This window comes from Anaeromicrobium sp., from assembly GCF_025210435.1.
GTDB lineage: Bacteria > Bacillota > Clostridia > Peptostreptococcales > Thermotaleaceae > Anaeromicrobium.
Genome location: NZ_JAOART010000018.1, coordinates 1 through 14,519, shown reverse-complemented (window position 1 = coordinate 14,519; position 14,519 = coordinate 1). Strand labels below are relative to the sequence as shown.

Genomic DNA, 14,519 nt, shown 5'->3' with positions numbered 1-14,519 from the left:
TTAGTCAATTATATGTATTATACCCAAAATAACATGACATAAAATTATAATTTTAATTTTTTTATTATATTTTTTTCTTTATAGATCCATATTAAAAAGATGTGACAGTGGATTATACCAAGTCACATCCCTTATACTACTTCACTGTTCCTATTTTGTTAAAAGGATACAACCGAACTAAAACCTTTCCCCTTACCGTATCTATTGGTACAAATCCTACTCGTTCATCCCTACTATCTAAACTATTTTCCCTATTATCCCCCATTACAAATATGGTCTCTTTTGGTACAGTTAGGTCAATTTCACCAGATGTATATTCTCCATTTATATAGTTTTCATCTAGGATTTCTCCATTTACACTTACTTTTCCATCTGTAACAGCTATGTGATCACCCTCTACAGCTATAACCCTCTTAATTAAGTCCTTCTCTCCACCCCTATCCGTTTTTAAGTGGGACTTAAAAACTACAATGTCCCCCTTTTCAGGATTATGAATCATATATGGAACTTTATTTATTATTAAATAATTATATGGATTCAAAGTAGGGTACATGGAATATCCTTTCACCAAAGTAGGTCTTACAAAGGCTGTTATTACCATAGCTATAACAACTGCAATGACAATTGTCTTTAACCATTCATATATTTCTTCTCTCAAATTCCCCATCTCCTCTGAAAATCATTTCCATATTAATTTTAGCACTTATTTAGCCCTTAAACAATTATAATACATATCTATTTCTATTTCATTGATTAAATATCTATTTACCCTATGAAATTGGTTTTTATATATCCTTACATTTAATAAATCTAATATATATATGAAATCATCTATAACTTCGAAGGGATCTCCATATATATCATTTAACAAATGTCTACTTACTCCAAAAAAACCATGTCCAGATATGCTGTTATGTCTTAATTCTATAATATTATTCATCTTAGTTGAATTTAAAATACTCAAAACCTTCACATATCTTTTATCTGAATATAAGTGCTTATTTATATATTGAGTTACTCCTAAACTTAAATTAGGATTATATATCTTATATCTTTTTTTCAATATTTTTAATATGGCTTTTTTCTGAACTCCCTCATCCATGAAAGAAAATTTATCTTTTCCCGTATGATTAACTATGAATATATATTTTAATATGGCTTCCTTTAATCTATATACTCTACTTAAAAAATCTATATATCTACTACTTAAAAGCTGTATTTTAGTATTTTCTATCAACTCTGAAAAGATTTCTTCTGCACTACCATATTCTAATAACTTTATATAGGCTTCTAAGGTTTTAATAGTTTTATCCCTAGAATTTGGCTTAATCTTCTCTATTTCTTCCATTGCAGATTTAAAATCAAAATTCAACCTATGTTTACATGAATATAATATATTTAGGGCCTTATGGTTTAGAATCCCTTCTATTTCCATCATTTCTATAGCCCCTCCATAATCATATCTTTCAATAAGTCTTTCCATTATTATTCTGTTGTCTGATAAATCCATAATGTCCCCCCGTTAAAACAATGATTTTTCTATCTTCTTAAGCTTTGAAGGAAGCTCTCCTATAAACTCCTTTCCCTCTAAATATTTTAAACTCCCTACAGTGTGGGTAACACCTATTTTATAAGCATGTAAAAATTGATTTTTGAGCTTATACTTTTTATTAAATTCCTCATTTATTTTTTTATCTCCATACTTTCTATCTCCTATTATAGGTGTGTTATTAGAGGATAAATGAAGCCTAATTTGATGACTTCTTCCCGTAATTAACTTTACTTGTACTAAACTATAATTTTTATTAGTTCTTATTACACTGTATTTCGTATGTATTTCCTTTGCCCCATTTACTTTTTTGTTTGTAAAAGTAGTTTTATTGTTTCTTTCATTCTTTACTAAATATCCCTTTAATTCTTTTTTTCCCACTATACTTCCTTTTACAATTGTAATATAGTATTTTTCTATAGAATCCTTATTTCTCATCATTACATTTAGGTTTTTTAAGGATTCGTATTTCTTAGCAATAATCACTAAACCACTAGTATTTCTGTCTAGTCTATTTACACAGGCAGGTACAAAGGTCTTCTCACTATCTGGATTATAATCTCCCTTTTCGTGTAAATAACTAAGTACTTGATTAACTAATGTATTTTTACTTTCACTTTTATCTTCATGGATTAACAAATTATCTGGCTTACTTACAATGAGAATATTATCATCCTCATATACTATCTTAAAATCCCTTTTTAAATGGAATATTTCCTTTTTTTCCATGAACTTCTCTATAGTATCTTCACTTAAATATAATTGAATCTTATCGTCTTTGCTTAATATGTAATTTTTTTCTACCCTTTTATTATTTACTTTTATATTCTTCTTTCTTATCATTTTATATAAAAAGCTTAAGGATGATTTGTTTAAATATTTTTTTAAGAATCTATCTACCCTTTGTCCTTCTTCGTTTTCTTTTATAACTATTTCTCTCATTTTTTCACCTCTTTTTATATTATGCCATAATACCTAGTTATTTTGCATTATTTTCTATTTCTATCTTTAAAATAACAATCTATTATGATATCCTAAAACTATCCTTATTATACACGAGAAAAGAGGTGCTTAGATGATTGATAGATTAAAAGATTTACTATATGAAATTAGTGACATACTAGTAGCCACCCTAATAGTTATCCTAGTTAGTGGAGTCATAGTATGGCAAGTGACAGACACTCTGGCATTTTCAAAGGAACAGGCAAATTCAATTACTGTTGAAAAACAACCTGTTACTGAAACCCTATCTACAGAACCAGTGGAAGAAACAATAGAAAAACCCGTAGAAGAACCTTCTATCATAGTGGAAGAAAACAATACTCCTAGTGATGAAATCCAAATCACTCCTGAAGAACCTAAAAGGGAGACTCCTCCACCAAAACCTGTTTCTAAGGATGTTAAGATAACCATTCCTAGTGGAAGTCCTGGAGTTAAAATTGCAAATATCTTAAAAAACTCTGGATTAATAAAGGATAGTAGTGATTTTGTAAAAAGAGTATCCGAACTAAAAATGGACTCTAAATTAAAATCAGGTACTTATACAATAAATACATCCCATTCTATTGATGATATGATTTACATCATTGCTGGAAAGAAAAGATAGTATAAAACCAAATTGGGCATATCCACTGAAAAAAGCCACAAACCCTTATTGGGTTCATGGCTCTTTTTATTTAGTCTTTTAAATGTTCCATTACCTTCTCTAATTTTTTCCTTTGTTCATCATCTAAAAATCCTTTCAATTCTTCTATGGCCTTCATCTGCTTTTTATATTTGCTAGTATTTTTCATCATACTATTTTTTATCTTCTTTAATTCTTTCATGATTTCCTCTTCACTTTTATCTTTATATTTATCAGATAAGTCACTTAGCATTTTCATTTGATCATCGTCTGGCTTTGCATTCTTCATTGCTTTCATCATTGCTTGCATTTTTTTCTTATCCATCAATAGGCCTCCTTAATAAATTTAAGTTCATTACAACTTATGACTTTTACTTAATTTTTATTACTTATAATTTTTTCATATGCCATAACAACCTAGTAACAGAATTTCTTCTATAGCATATGATAAATCAAGAGTTTATTATAGGAGGCTTATTATGAACAATATTGTTCCTAGGGAAAATAACCAATTAATTGCTCCCATCCAGGAAGAAGTTAGCTTAACTCGCCTACTTCCTATAGCTGCTTCAAATCCTGCCGCTTTGGTCCTTATTCCCTTTGCTTTCATGGCATTTAATAAAAATATAAAGGGTCCTAATAGATCTAATAATGGAAGTGAACGTAGAAAAAGAAAACCTAGACCAAAGGTTAAAAAGGAGCGCGCAAGTATACTTGACCAAAAATCAATAGACAAAGTATCTTACTTATTAGATACCCTTGAAAAGGCTTCTTCCTTAAACGATGCAAAAAAGGAAGCTAACAAAACCCATAAAACTAATTTTAACTTCGTAAAAGAAGCTGTGGACATATTAGGAGGAAGCCAATCAAAGGAAGTTATGCAAAGTGTATCTAACATAGTCACTTTAATGGACAGAGCTAGAGACATAAAAAATATTGCAAATTTGAAAAAAGTATTTACATCAGATTCAGCTAATTTTAATGACCAAATGAATACAGTAGTTGAAACTATAAAACCAATGCTTTCTAAGCAACAATTTAAAAATGTGGATAACATTAGAAGGATGGCCCAAATGATGAAGGTCATGTCAGCTTTAAATATGGATGATGATGAGGAGGAGGACGATTTAGCCGCTGATACTCATGTGGACATTTCAACTCTAGATGATGAAATAGAAGTTGAAGAAGATTTTAAAGAACTAGAAAGTTCCCAAGAAGAAATTCCTACAGATAGTATGGAGGATATGGACCATGATGACATTTTTGAAAAGCTGAGTACCATAAAGGATATTGAGGAATCACAATGAAAAATAGAGCCTTTAAAGGATTAGGCATATTCAAAAAATAAATTAGTCATTCTACTGGTTATTTGAATTATTTTCTTCGTTATGGAGTCCCTTGCATATGTTTAATATGCTCACTCTCCATGCCTTGAAAATAATCCAAATTCCTCAGGAAACTGACTAGTTTATTTTTTTCATATACCTTAATCCCTATCCTTTAAAATCTCTATTTCTTCTTTTGTTATTTCCCTATATTGGCCTAATTCTAAAGTCTCATCAATTTTTAATCTACCCATTTGAATGCGCTTTAAATAAACAACTTCCATACCAATGGCCTTAAACATTCTCTTAACTTGATGAAATTTCCCTTCATATATGGTAACCTCTATTTTAGAAGTATCTCCTGTTTCTAAGACCCTCAAGTCCGCAGGAAGAGTTTTATAGTCCTCATCTATATAAACTCCCTCTTTAAACTTTTTCACATGCTCATCCCTTACATATCCATCTATATGGGCATAATAGGTCTTAGGTACATGTTTCTTTGGAGATAGAACTTCATGGGACAATTTACCATCATTAGTAATAATAAGGAGTCCCTCCGTATCCTTATCTAACCTGCCCACAGGAAATGGTTCAAATACTCTAAATTCATCTTCTAATAAATCTACCACCGTTTCATGTAAATTGTCATAGGTAGCTGATATTACTCCCCCAGGCTTATTTAACATTATGTATACAAATTCCCTATAATTTATTTCTTCATCATTTACCTTTATCACATCTTCATAGGGGTTTACATGGGTTTTCCCTTGTTTTATCACTTCCCCATTAACTGTAATATATCCCCTTTTTAAATATTCCTTTATTTCCTTTCTAGTTCCATAGCCTATACTAGATAGTACCTTATCTATCCTTTGTTTTTTCAACATTTCTCCTCCTACATCCATCTCCAAGGAGCTGGATAATAATTTTTTAAAGTATTTCCCATTTGTTTAGCCCAACCTATTGGATAGTTATCTACACACACTAGGGTCCAACCCTTCTCTGATTCCACATTTATAGTCTCACCCTTTAGGTACTTAATTGTATTAGGATCATCACAACTAAAATTTACTACCCTCTTAGCATCTTTCCATGTAAGGCCCATGGCAAAGGCCTGAGATGGTTCAAATCTATTTTTTTTATATTTACCTAATAACCATCCAGATCTAATTACTCTTATACCTGCTAAATTAGGCATATTATCAGGTACCATATATAGATTTTCATTTATTTCTCTAAACTCACCATTAATTTCACAATTGAGATTATCTTCCACAAACTTGTTAAAGGACTCTAATGGTTTATGTTTTTTATCTTTATTTTTTACCTTCCATACTTCATTACTATCCTTTTTAAGTACTGCTACAAAATGGCCTTCTCCCTTTAACTTATGGGGCCACAATCTAATAGATTTTTCTATCCTCTTATCACCACTTACAAATTCACTTAATCCATCCATAAGACCATGATTTTTTTCAATCTCTATCGTATCATATTCCGTGTTTTCCTCTAGAAAGTGGTGGATTATTTCTTCGTTTTCATCTGGAGAAAAGGTACAAGTTGAATAAACAAGCCTTGAATCTCCACTCATAACTTTATCCACATGGGATAATATATCCTTTTGAATATTACTATATTCACTAGTAGGAGTTTTTTCCCAACTCTTCACCATGGACGGATCCTTTCTAAACATACCTTCTCCAGAACAGGGAGCATCTATTAAAACCTTGTTAAAAAAGTTTTTACAACTGTTGTTTAAGTCCTCTATGACTCCATTAATGACTATGGCATTTTTTATACCGCAAAGTTCCACATTCTTTAAGAGGGCCTTTGTCCTACTATGCTTTATATCATTAGTAATAAGTATTCCTTCTCCCTTTAACTTTCCTCCTATTTGGGTAGTTTTTCCTCCAGGAGCAGCACACAAATCTAGTACCCTATCTCCCGGTTCTACCTTTAAAACTTCTGCTGATAACATGGCACTTGGCTCTTGTATGTAATAGAGTCCAGCATGATAATAGGCATGTTTTGCAGGCCTTTCATTTTCTTCGTAATAAAATCCCGTTTCGCACCAGGGAATTTTAACTAATTTAAAGGGACTTATCTTCAAAAACTCCTCCACAGATATTTTTAAAGTATTAACCCTCAGCCCCTGTATTTTTCCATAATTATATGAATCCATAAATTCATCATATTCATCCTTTAATAATTCTTTCATCTTATCTAAATATATCTTAGGTAAATTCATCTACTATGTTCCTTTCTTCATTAAATATATATGAACCATCTCCATAATCTTTCCCTTTAAACGAAACTATACCCACCTATAATAGGTGGGCTTAAAAAATTATCTCTTTTTTAATTTTATTTTTTTACTAACCATAGCATAAGATAAAAATATCATCATTCCAAATACTAACATAAGATTTGTGGCATATTTAGTAGAGTAAAGAGCCATTAAGGCAACTAATCCACCACAAGCCGTTATGGGTATACCCATATACACCCCTTCAAATTCAGTTATGTTGTATCTTGCTAATCTTACTGTTCCACATAGGGCAAATATTAATGTTACTAAAATTCCTAGTGTTCCCATTTTTATTAAACTTAAATTCCACATTAAAAGTGCTGGTGCAACTCCAAAAGAAATTAAATCGCACAAAGAATCTAGCTCTTTTCCAAACTCACTAACCACATCTAGTTTTCTAGCTAGCTGACCATCCATCCTATCGAGCATTGTGGCTGCAATTATAAATAGTGCTGATTTACTGTATTGACCAGAAAAGGTATATATAATGGCCAATATACCCAAAGACATATTTAACAAGGTAAACATATTTGGGATTTGCTTTTTATACTTCACATTAATCCTCCTCAATCCTGTTACTTTACTAAAACCTTAAGCTATATTCATATCAATATGATAATTCCATTTGTGTAAAAAATAACATAGCAATCTGTCTATAATAATATTTTACAGTAAAACATTTCACAATGGAAGTTTTTTTATATTTTTTAATCCTTTTTTAAGATTTGTAATTTTATGGTACTATTGTTATTATTATATAAACAGAAGTTTTGAAAGAATTATATTATAACAAAAGAGGTGATGCTCATGGATAAAGCTGTATTGGGAATTGTAATAAATAAAGATAAATGCCTTCTTATACATAGAAGATGGCCTCCTTGTACTTGGGGCCCTCCTGGTGGTTTTATGGACAAGGGAGAATGTGAAATGGAAACTGTACAAAGGGAAATATTTGAAGAAACTGAAATAGTGTGTGAAGTAATAGAAAAGATTCATGACTTTATATACAGCGATGCCTATTATAACTCTTATATAAGTGTATATGTTTGCAAATACATATCTGGAGAGCTATCCTTTGATAAGGAAAGTTTAGATGGAGGATGGTTTTCATTAGATGAACTACCAAAGGTAGTTTCCCCTAAAGTAGAAATTTTTGAAAGAGCCTTTAAAATAGTAGAAAATCAAATAGATTAATCTACCTAAAGCTTTCCTTACACAATAACTTGCCTAGGAAGGTAAATATGTTAAAATTTTTAAAATTGTGGAATGTCACAGCATTTTATAATACCTTAACATGAAGTGTGATCTTATCTACGAAAATTCATATTTCCCCATGTGACAGGTAACTTCAACAGAAAAAATTTTAATATATTTACCTAAAGTAGGATCACACAAAAGAACTCCCCATGAAGAATCTATGTTTAATATTCATGTCTTATATAATTTTTAGTCTCCATATGCTTAGGATTATTAAATATATTTACAGTCTTATCACTCTCTATTACTCGTCCATCTAAAATAAATATCACATTATCTGCTATTTTTCTTGCTTGAAACAAATTATGGGTAACTATTATTATGGTATATTTCTCCTTTAAATTTACCAATAAGTCTTCTATATGCTTACTATTTTTAATATCTAAAGATGAACAAGGTTCATCTAAGAGTAATACCTCAGGCTCAACACAAAGAGCTCTCCCTATGCATAAACGCTGTTGCTGTCCACCGGATAAATTTAGTGCACTATCTTTTAACCGATCCTTTACTTCTTCATAAAGACATACTTCTTCTAATTTCTTTTTTATTATTTCATCTCTTTTATTCTTTTTATAATATTTTAGAGGATAGTCCATATTCTTATATATACTCATGGGAAAAGGGGATGGATTTTGAAAAACCATTCCTATTTTTTCTCTTATGTGTTCCCTTTCCATATTATTAACATTTTTATTTTTAAATAATATTTCTCCCCCTATATTGCTACTAGGTTCTTCTTCTAAAAGGGTATTTAAACACTTTAACAAGGTAGACTTACCACAACCAGAAGGCCCAACTATGGCAGTTATTTTATTTTTCTCAAAGGATAAATTAACATCATTTAAAACCTCTTTTTCATTAAAAGATACCTTAAGATTTCTTGTTTCTAAAATACTTTCCATAATAATCCTCCCTCATTAATATTATGGGTATGAAATTTAAACATAATAATATTCCTATTAAAACCAATGCAGTTTTATAAGCATTTTCAACACATATTCCTTCTGATATTAGTCCATACAACTGAAGAGGCAATGCCATGGCTGGTGAAAATATACTACGGGGTACTTTAGCATAATAAACAGCTCCTGTTAGTAAAATAGGTGCGGTGGCTCCCATACTAAAACTTGCACCTAGACAAATTGTCCTTGTTATTTCCTTATATGTTATGGGTAATATTATTTTGAAAAAGGTATATGTCTTATCTATTCCTAAACTTAAGGAGCTGTAAAATAATAATTTATCCACTTCCCCAAATATTTTTTCAAACCTTAAGGTCATAAATGGAAATATTAAAGTACCTAAAACTATACTTCCTGCAATAATACTTATTCCCAACTTCATATATACTACTAAAAAGCCATATCCAAATAAACCTAGTACAATAGATGGAATTCCACCTATAACCCCTATAACCAATCTAATTATACTCTTTATTCTCTTATTTCTATTGTAAAATGCTAAATAGGCACTTACGCATATACTAAATAAAAGCCCTATGAAAGTACTTAGTGTAGTAAAGTATAGGCTTCCTATAATACAATTATATATACCACCTTCACTACCTATGGGAGTACCACTAGGACTTTCAATTAAAAATTTCAGACTAATGCCCTCATATCCATTTATAAAAACAAATCCAAACATACCTAATATTATGCATATTACTAAAACGGTGCTTATACTCCACCAAAGCTTAATTACTAAATCTTTCACCCCTGCGCCTTCTTTCTAAATAAACTTTCTTATAAAATAAAAAATAATATTTATGAGCATCAATATGAGTATTAATACTAGACCTGCTAAATAAAGGCTATGATAGTGATAACTTCCCAAGGTAGCACTAGACATTTCTAAGGCTATAAGTCCTGGTATAGTTTCTCCCTTTTTTAATAAACTAGGATACATTGGACTATTACCTATGACCATCATAACGGCCATAGTCTCCCCTATACTTCTACTAACTCCTAATAAAGTTCCCACTAGTATACCTTTTTTAGACCCAGGCAGTATTAAATTTCTTATCATATAATATTTAGAAACACCCAATGCCCTTGAATGAATACTGTATTTTTCAAAGACCTTAGTCATAGTTTCACTACAGGTGCTTATTATATAGGGAAGTGCCATTATAGATAATACAATTCCTCCAGCTAGTATACATTCACCTGATCCTATTTTAAAATTTTCTTCTATGAACTTAACTAGCCATAAAAGACCTACAAATCCATATACTACAGAAGGAATTCCCGCCATTAAATCTATTAGGGCCTTAATTTTTTCTCTAGTACTTTTTTTAACTATTATACTTATGAAAATACTAACTCCAACTCCCACAGGAAGTCCTATTATTATACTTAAAAATGATACATATAATGTGCCTAGTATCATAGGAGAAATTCCTAAACTTATACTCTCTCCTACTGGATTCCATTCATGTCCTAATATAAAATCCATAATGGAAATCTCTTTTAATAAAACCATACTTTCCTTTGACAAAAATATTATTATGAAAAGAAGTATCATAAAGACTAAAGAAGTAATCCCCTTAATTAAAGCTCTAAATATTTTATCTATAGCCTTGTACAGAACCAAAATACCACCTCCATAGAAAAGTCAGAGAATATTCTCTGACTTATTTTTGTGGCACAAAACCTAATTGTTCTACTACCTTAAGGCCATCTTCTGATAGTAATTTATCTATAATTGCTTTCTCATAAGGATTTAACTCCCCTGATTTTATTACTAAAAGAGGACGGGATATTTTGTATTTTCCATCTTTAATATTTTCTACGCTAGGACTAACTCCATCCACATTAAGGGGTATGATCTTATCCTTATTTTGATTTACCACACCAAAGGAAGCATATCCAATAGCATTTTTATTTTCAATAATTTTATTAACTAATGCACCCATAGATGGTGATTGGATCACATTATCACTTACTTTAACATCTCCCATGATTTTTTTCTTAAATACCTTATGGGCACCACCACCCACATCTCTAGTTACTAGGACAATTTCTTCATTAGATAATCTAGAATCTACTTGATTCCAATGGGTATATTCACCTGAAAATATTTTTTTTAGTTCTTCTGTACTAAGTCCATCTTTAATCTCATATATTTTGTTACTTGGATTCACAGAAATTGTTAAAGCATCTGTTCCCAGTTTATACTCTTTGTATCCTTCTATGGATTTTTTTTCATCTTCGCTTACATTTCTTGATACCATACCAAAATTAGCACTCTTGTCTAAAAGAGCCTTGATTCCTGCTCCAGAACCACCGCCCCCTATGGCTATGTCTATTTCTTCCTTAGGAAAATCTTCATTTACCTTATCCCAAGTTCCATTAGCTTCCATGTACTCCTTAGTTATGGTAGTAACTACTGGTGCTAAAGTAGATGATCCCTTAAACATAACTTGCCCTACTGATTCTGCCGTATCAACCTGGGCCTTTTCTCCACATGCACCAAGTAACATGGCCATTAATACTACAATTAATAAATTAGCAATATTTTTTTTCATACTTTCCCTCCTAAAGTGTAAATAACTGGTTCATTGTAGCATTTATTCCATTTAATTACATTAATTATAATATTTTTTTATGATTAAATAATATCTATAGAATATTAAAATAAAAATTCAAAAAAAACATACCCCTTAAAGTACTATAAAGGTATGTTTTTGCTTTCATTTATCTTAATTGGTATATAGATTTCTTGATTTGAAAATTATTTTATACAGTAATTTGCCTACGAAGGTAAATATATTGAAAATTTTTGGAATTGAGGAACGTCACAACATCCTATGCTACTTGAACATGACGCATGAACCTATCTACGGATATTCACACTTTAGCATGTGACAAGGACTTGGGTGGAAAAAATTTTCAATATATTTTCCTGAAGTAGGCTCACATAAAGCTAATCTATCATTACGAAATCTATACTTTATAATTCAATCTTTAATTAAGGCATATTCAAAAAACAAATTAGTCATTTCACTGGTTATTTGAATTATTTTCTTCGTTATGGAATCCCTTACATATGTTTAATATGCTCGCTCACCATGCCTTGAAAATAATCCAAATTCCTCAGAGGACTGACTAGTTTATTTCTTTCATATGCCTAAATCTTCTCTGGACCTTCGTATTCTTCTCCAAAAGTATCAACTGTTACCTTTTTCATCTTTTGCTCTTCTTTTGGTTTGTCTTGGAAGTTAGTCTTAGTTCCAGCAATCGCATCAACTACCTCTATACCTTCCACTACCTTTCCAAAGGCTGCATATTGTCCATCTAAGTGTGGTGATCTTGCGTGCATAATAAAGAATTGGGAACCTGCTGAATCTGGGTGTCCAGATCTTGCCATTGATAATACTCCCTTATCATGCTTTAAATCATTTTTAAAATTATTCATTGAAAATTCACCCTTAATACTGTATCCAGGTCCACCCATACCTAATCCCTGTGGACAACCTCCTTGGATCATAAATCCAGAGATTACTCTATGGAATATTAATCCATCATAGAATCCTTCTTTAGCTAAAGATACAAAATTCTTCACCGTATTAGGCGCAACCTCAGGATAAAGTTCTGCCCTTATTACCTTCCCATTTTCCATTTCAATAGTTACTATTGGATTTTTCATAATTACATTCCTCTCTATCTCTTATTTTAATTTATATTCAATAGTACTAGTTAAGTTTCCTAACTTTCCTAATATTGATATATATTTCATTCCTAATTTATTGTAATATGTTATACACTTAAAATCAACTCCCCCAAGTAAACTAGTATTAGTATTTAATATAATCCCGGGATTAATTCCATTTTTTCCACTAAAAAAGACAGTCTTCCTAAATAACTGCCCTTTTCTCAGATACTCATATGCCTAACCTTTTATCTTTCTTACATTGTACAAGATACCAATAAGAAAACTTATTGGAAATATAACATTCAAACCTAGTAGCTTGCCTAACAAAAAGAAAATCATAATCCCCATGGCTATATTAGCCATCATAAAGCTCTTCTCCATATCACTCTCCCTATTGTTGAGACCTAATGTATTAATTCAATTTTACAAAATTTGAATTAATTTTTCAACTATTTTGTATTTTCTTTACAAAAAAAAGATTTTTTCCCATGATTTCTCCATGTTAGTGCAGTCTTCTTAATCTATTCCTTAATTTCCTTCAATATCTCATCTACCACATGTTCATTTCCTACTACTACGAATATATGCCTCCTATCTAAAAATTCAACAGAGCCTCCAGCTTCTTTCAAAACCACATTAGCAGCCTCCACATCCCAAGGGCCTAAAGTCATCTCCCAGTAGCCGTCTATCCTTCCACAGGCCACATTAACTATATCGTAACTAGCAGCTCCCATTCTCCTAATTCCCTTCACCTTCGGAATTATCTTAGAAGCATATTCCACATTATTCTCAGGATTTTTATCCTTATCATAGGAAAATCCTGTGACCACCACACATTCCTTTAATTTCTTCTTCGTACCTATCTTAATTTTTTTACCATTTAAATAGGCCCCTTCCCCCTTTACCCCACAAAACATTTCATCAAGGATAGGAAAATATACTACTCCTAGTACACCCTCATCCTTATATCTAAGGCCAATACATACAGAAAATCTAGGTGATCCATATAAAAAATTAGTAGTTCCATCAATAGGATCTATTATCCACACATAATCAGATTCTATAGGAGATTTTCCCGTCTCTTCTCCTAAAATTCCATGGTTAGGGTAGGTGGTCTGTATTAATTTAATCAATTCATTTTCACAAAGTTCATCCACTTCCGTCACAAAATCTGAATGGTTTGATTTAGTGCTATATTTTAAATCTGCCCTATTATAATTTTTCCTCTGTATTTCACCAATTTCCCTAGCCCACTTCTTTGCATTTTCTAATACTTCCTTTAATACTACCATCTTTTTCACCTCTATTTATTTATAGATTTCGTGGTAAAGACTTTGTTTTATGTGAGGAAATTTCTAACATTTGTTAACGAATAAACTTTATCTGGATCTTCACTATATTCGGTATATATATTATATATGTCATACACAAATTCATCTAAGGAACTTCTAGCAGATGGTCTAAATAGCTTAGCTTTTAAGTCATTCCATAGGTTTTCTTGGGGGTTCATTGTTGGTGAATATTTAGGAAGCCAGATAACTTCTATTTTATCTTTGTTATCTTGAAGAAACTTTATAGTTCTGTTACTAGTATGTGTTCCAGCATTATCCCAAACCACATATACTTTTTTACATGGATTTATTTTAATTAGATTCTCTAAAAATGTTATAGTTTTTTCAGAATTAATTGATTCTGTAGATGGGTAGACATCAACTATAGTGTCATGATTTTTTAAAACTTCAGTAGCTCCTATTATATTTAGACCAGTATGTGAAGCATTTTTCTCTAGTATAGGGGGTT

18 protein-coding genes are annotated in these 14,519 nt (G+C 31.0%); 3 read left to right on the top strand and 15 right to left on the bottom strand.

The annotated features are described in order from the left end of the window. Nucleotides 1–136: 136 nt before the first annotated feature. From lepB to N4A57_RS01800, 3 genes are read right to left on the bottom strand one after another with little or no spacing between them, the layout of a single operon-like run. Nucleotides 137–667 (bottom strand): signal peptidase I, encoded by a 531-nt coding sequence (lepB, locus tag N4A57_RS01810; protein ID WP_293655706.1) that lies wholly within the window; start codon nt 665–667, stop codon nt 137–139. A gap of 36 nt (nt 668–703) precedes the next feature. Continuing rightward, entirely contained in the window at nt 704–1,510 is an 807-nt protein-coding gene (locus tag N4A57_RS01805; protein ID WP_293655704.1) for a hypothetical protein, read from the bottom strand. A 12-nt stretch (nt 1,511–1,522) separates the two neighbouring features. Then, nucleotides 1,523–2,491 carry an RluA family pseudouridine synthase gene (locus tag N4A57_RS01800; protein WP_293655702.1) on the bottom strand — a complete coding sequence of 323 codons (969 nt, stop codon included), beginning with the start codon at nt 2,489–2,491 and terminating at the stop codon, nt 1,523–1,525. 133 nt (nt 2,492–2,624) lie between these two features. Between N4A57_RS01800 and N4A57_RS01795 the strand changes: the two genes are divergently transcribed. Further along, on the top strand, nt 2,625–3,155 hold the full coding sequence (locus N4A57_RS01795; protein WP_293655700.1) for a hypothetical protein: 531 nt from the start codon (nt 2,625–2,627) through the stop codon (nt 3,153–3,155). A 70-nt stretch (nt 3,156–3,225) separates the two neighbouring features. Here the strand turns inward: N4A57_RS01795 and N4A57_RS01790 are convergent, their stop codons facing one another. Next, nucleotides 3,226–3,498 carry a hypothetical protein gene (locus N4A57_RS01790; protein ID WP_293655698.1) on the bottom strand — a complete coding sequence of 91 codons (273 nt, stop codon included), beginning with the start codon at nt 3,496–3,498 and terminating at the stop codon, nt 3,226–3,228. 154 nt (nt 3,499–3,652) lie between these two features. On the opposite strand from N4A57_RS01790, the gene N4A57_RS01785 reads away from it, so the two are divergent. Beyond that, nucleotides 3,653–4,480: a hypothetical protein gene (locus N4A57_RS01785; RefSeq protein WP_293655696.1), complete on the top strand. Its 828-nt coding sequence runs from the start codon at nt 3,653–3,655 to the stop codon at nt 4,478–4,480. A gap of 179 nt (nt 4,481–4,659) precedes the next feature. On the opposite strand, the gene N4A57_RS01780 is transcribed toward N4A57_RS01785, so the two are convergent. The 3 genes from N4A57_RS01780 to pssA all read right to left on the bottom strand — a co-directional run bounded on the left by N4A57_RS01780 (nt 4,660) and on the right by pssA (nt 7,361). Further along, nucleotides 4,660–5,385, bottom strand: a complete 726-nt coding sequence (locus tag N4A57_RS01780; protein WP_293655694.1) for a pseudouridine synthase — start codon at nt 5,383–5,385, stop codon at nt 4,660–4,662. Between the two features lie 8 nt (nt 5,386–5,393). After that, nucleotides 5,394–6,746 carry an RsmF rRNA methyltransferase first C-terminal domain-containing protein gene (locus tag N4A57_RS01775; protein ID WP_293655692.1) on the bottom strand — a complete coding sequence of 451 codons (1,353 nt, stop codon included), beginning with the start codon at nt 6,744–6,746 and terminating at the stop codon, nt 5,394–5,396. 99 nt (nt 6,747–6,845) lie between these two features. Then, complete coding sequence (gene pssA / locus N4A57_RS01770) at nt 6,846–7,361, bottom strand: CDP-diacylglycerol--serine O-phosphatidyltransferase (protein ID WP_293655690.1); 516 nt, start codon at nt 7,359–7,361, stop codon at nt 6,846–6,848. Between the two features lie 252 nt (nt 7,362–7,613). Here pssA and N4A57_RS01765 point away from each other — a divergent pair, with 252 nt between their 5' ends. Further along, nucleotides 7,614–8,000 carry an NUDIX domain-containing protein gene (locus N4A57_RS01765; protein ID WP_293655688.1) on the top strand — a complete coding sequence of 129 codons (387 nt, stop codon included), beginning with the start codon at nt 7,614–7,616 and terminating at the stop codon, nt 7,998–8,000. A gap of 227 nt (nt 8,001–8,227) precedes the next feature. On the opposite strand, the gene N4A57_RS01760 is transcribed toward N4A57_RS01765, so the two are convergent. The 8 genes from N4A57_RS01760 to N4A57_RS01725 all read right to left on the bottom strand — a co-directional run. After that, entirely contained in the window at nt 8,228–8,965 is a 738-nt protein-coding gene (locus N4A57_RS01760) for a phosphate ABC transporter ATP-binding protein (protein ID WP_293655686.1), read from the bottom strand. Next, the gene (locus N4A57_RS01755; RefSeq protein WP_293655684.1) at nt 8,934–9,779 is read right to left on the bottom strand and encodes a PstA family ABC transporter permease; all 846 of its coding nucleotides are present in this window, start codon (nt 9,777–9,779) and stop codon (nt 8,934–8,936) included. The genes N4A57_RS01760 and N4A57_RS01755 overlap by 32 nt, the downstream gene beginning before the upstream one ends. A gap of 15 nt (nt 9,780–9,794) precedes the next feature. Continuing rightward, nucleotides 9,795–10,658, bottom strand: coding sequence for a phosphate ABC transporter permease subunit PstC (gene pstC, locus N4A57_RS01750; RefSeq protein WP_330671420.1), 864 nt, complete (start codon nt 10,656–10,658; stop codon nt 9,795–9,797). A 40-nt stretch (nt 10,659–10,698) separates the two neighbouring features. Next, nucleotides 10,699–11,592, bottom strand: a complete 894-nt coding sequence (locus N4A57_RS01745) for a phosphate ABC transporter substrate-binding protein (protein ID WP_293655682.1) — start codon at nt 11,590–11,592, stop codon at nt 10,699–10,701. A gap of 602 nt (nt 11,593–12,194) precedes the next feature. Then, nucleotides 12,195–12,713, bottom strand: coding sequence for a peptidylprolyl isomerase (locus tag N4A57_RS01740; protein ID WP_293655680.1), 519 nt, complete (start codon nt 12,711–12,713; stop codon nt 12,195–12,197). A 243-nt stretch (nt 12,714–12,956) separates the two neighbouring features. Beyond that, on the bottom strand, nt 12,957–13,100 hold the full coding sequence (locus N4A57_RS01735) for a hypothetical protein (RefSeq protein WP_293655678.1): 144 nt from the start codon (nt 13,098–13,100) through the stop codon (nt 12,957–12,959). A gap of 140 nt (nt 13,101–13,240) precedes the next feature. Beyond that, nucleotides 13,241–14,011, bottom strand: a complete 771-nt coding sequence (locus N4A57_RS01730) for an inositol monophosphatase family protein (RefSeq protein WP_293655676.1) — start codon at nt 14,009–14,011, stop codon at nt 13,241–13,243. A gap of 47 nt (nt 14,012–14,058) precedes the next feature. Continuing rightward, the coding region (locus N4A57_RS01725) for a transposase (protein ID WP_293655674.1) at nt 14,059–14,519 on the bottom strand (461 nt) is incomplete at its 5' end.

Coding starts and splice junctions, on each gene's coding strand:
- lepB (WP_293655706.1), bottom strand. CDS start 667: ATGGGGAATTTGAGAGAAGAAATATATGAATGGTTAAAGACAATTGTC.
- N4A57_RS01805 (WP_293655704.1), bottom strand. CDS start 1,510: ATGGATTTATCAGACAACAGAATAATAATGGAAAGACTTATTGAAAGA.
- N4A57_RS01800 (WP_293655702.1), bottom strand. CDS start 2,491: ATGAGAGAAATAGTTATAAAAGAAAACGAAGAAGGACAAAGGGTAGAT.
- N4A57_RS01795 (WP_293655700.1), top strand. CDS start 2,625: ATGATTGATAGATTAAAAGATTTACTATATGAAATTAGTGACATACTA.
- N4A57_RS01790 (WP_293655698.1), bottom strand. CDS start 3,498: ATGGATAAGAAAAAAATGCAAGCAATGATGAAAGCAATGAAGAATGCA.
- N4A57_RS01785 (WP_293655696.1), top strand. CDS start 3,653: ATGAACAATATTGTTCCTAGGGAAAATAACCAATTAATTGCTCCCATC.
- N4A57_RS01780 (WP_293655694.1), bottom strand. CDS start 5,385: ATGTTGAAAAAACAAAGGATAGATAAGGTACTATCTAGTATAGGCTAT.
- N4A57_RS01775 (WP_293655692.1), bottom strand. CDS start 6,746: ATGAATTTACCTAAGATATATTTAGATAAGATGAAAGAATTATTAAAG.
- N4A57_RS01765 (WP_293655688.1), top strand. CDS start 7,614: ATGGATAAAGCTGTATTGGGAATTGTAATAAATAAAGATAAATGCCTT.
- N4A57_RS01760 (WP_293655686.1), bottom strand. CDS start 8,965: ATGGAAAGTATTTTAGAAACAAGAAATCTTAAGGTATCTTTTAATGAA.
- N4A57_RS01745 (WP_293655682.1), bottom strand. CDS start 11,592: ATGAAAAAAAATATTGCTAATTTATTAATTGTAGTATTAATGGCCATG.
- N4A57_RS01740 (WP_293655680.1), bottom strand. CDS start 12,713: ATGAAAAATCCAATAGTAACTATTGAAATGGAAAATGGGAAGGTAATA.
- N4A57_RS01735 (WP_293655678.1), bottom strand. CDS start 13,100: ATGGAGAAGAGCTTTATGATGGCTAATATAGCCATGGGGATTATGATT.
- N4A57_RS01730 (WP_293655676.1), bottom strand. CDS start 14,011: ATGGTAGTATTAAAGGAAGTATTAGAAAATGCAAAGAAGTGGGCTAGG.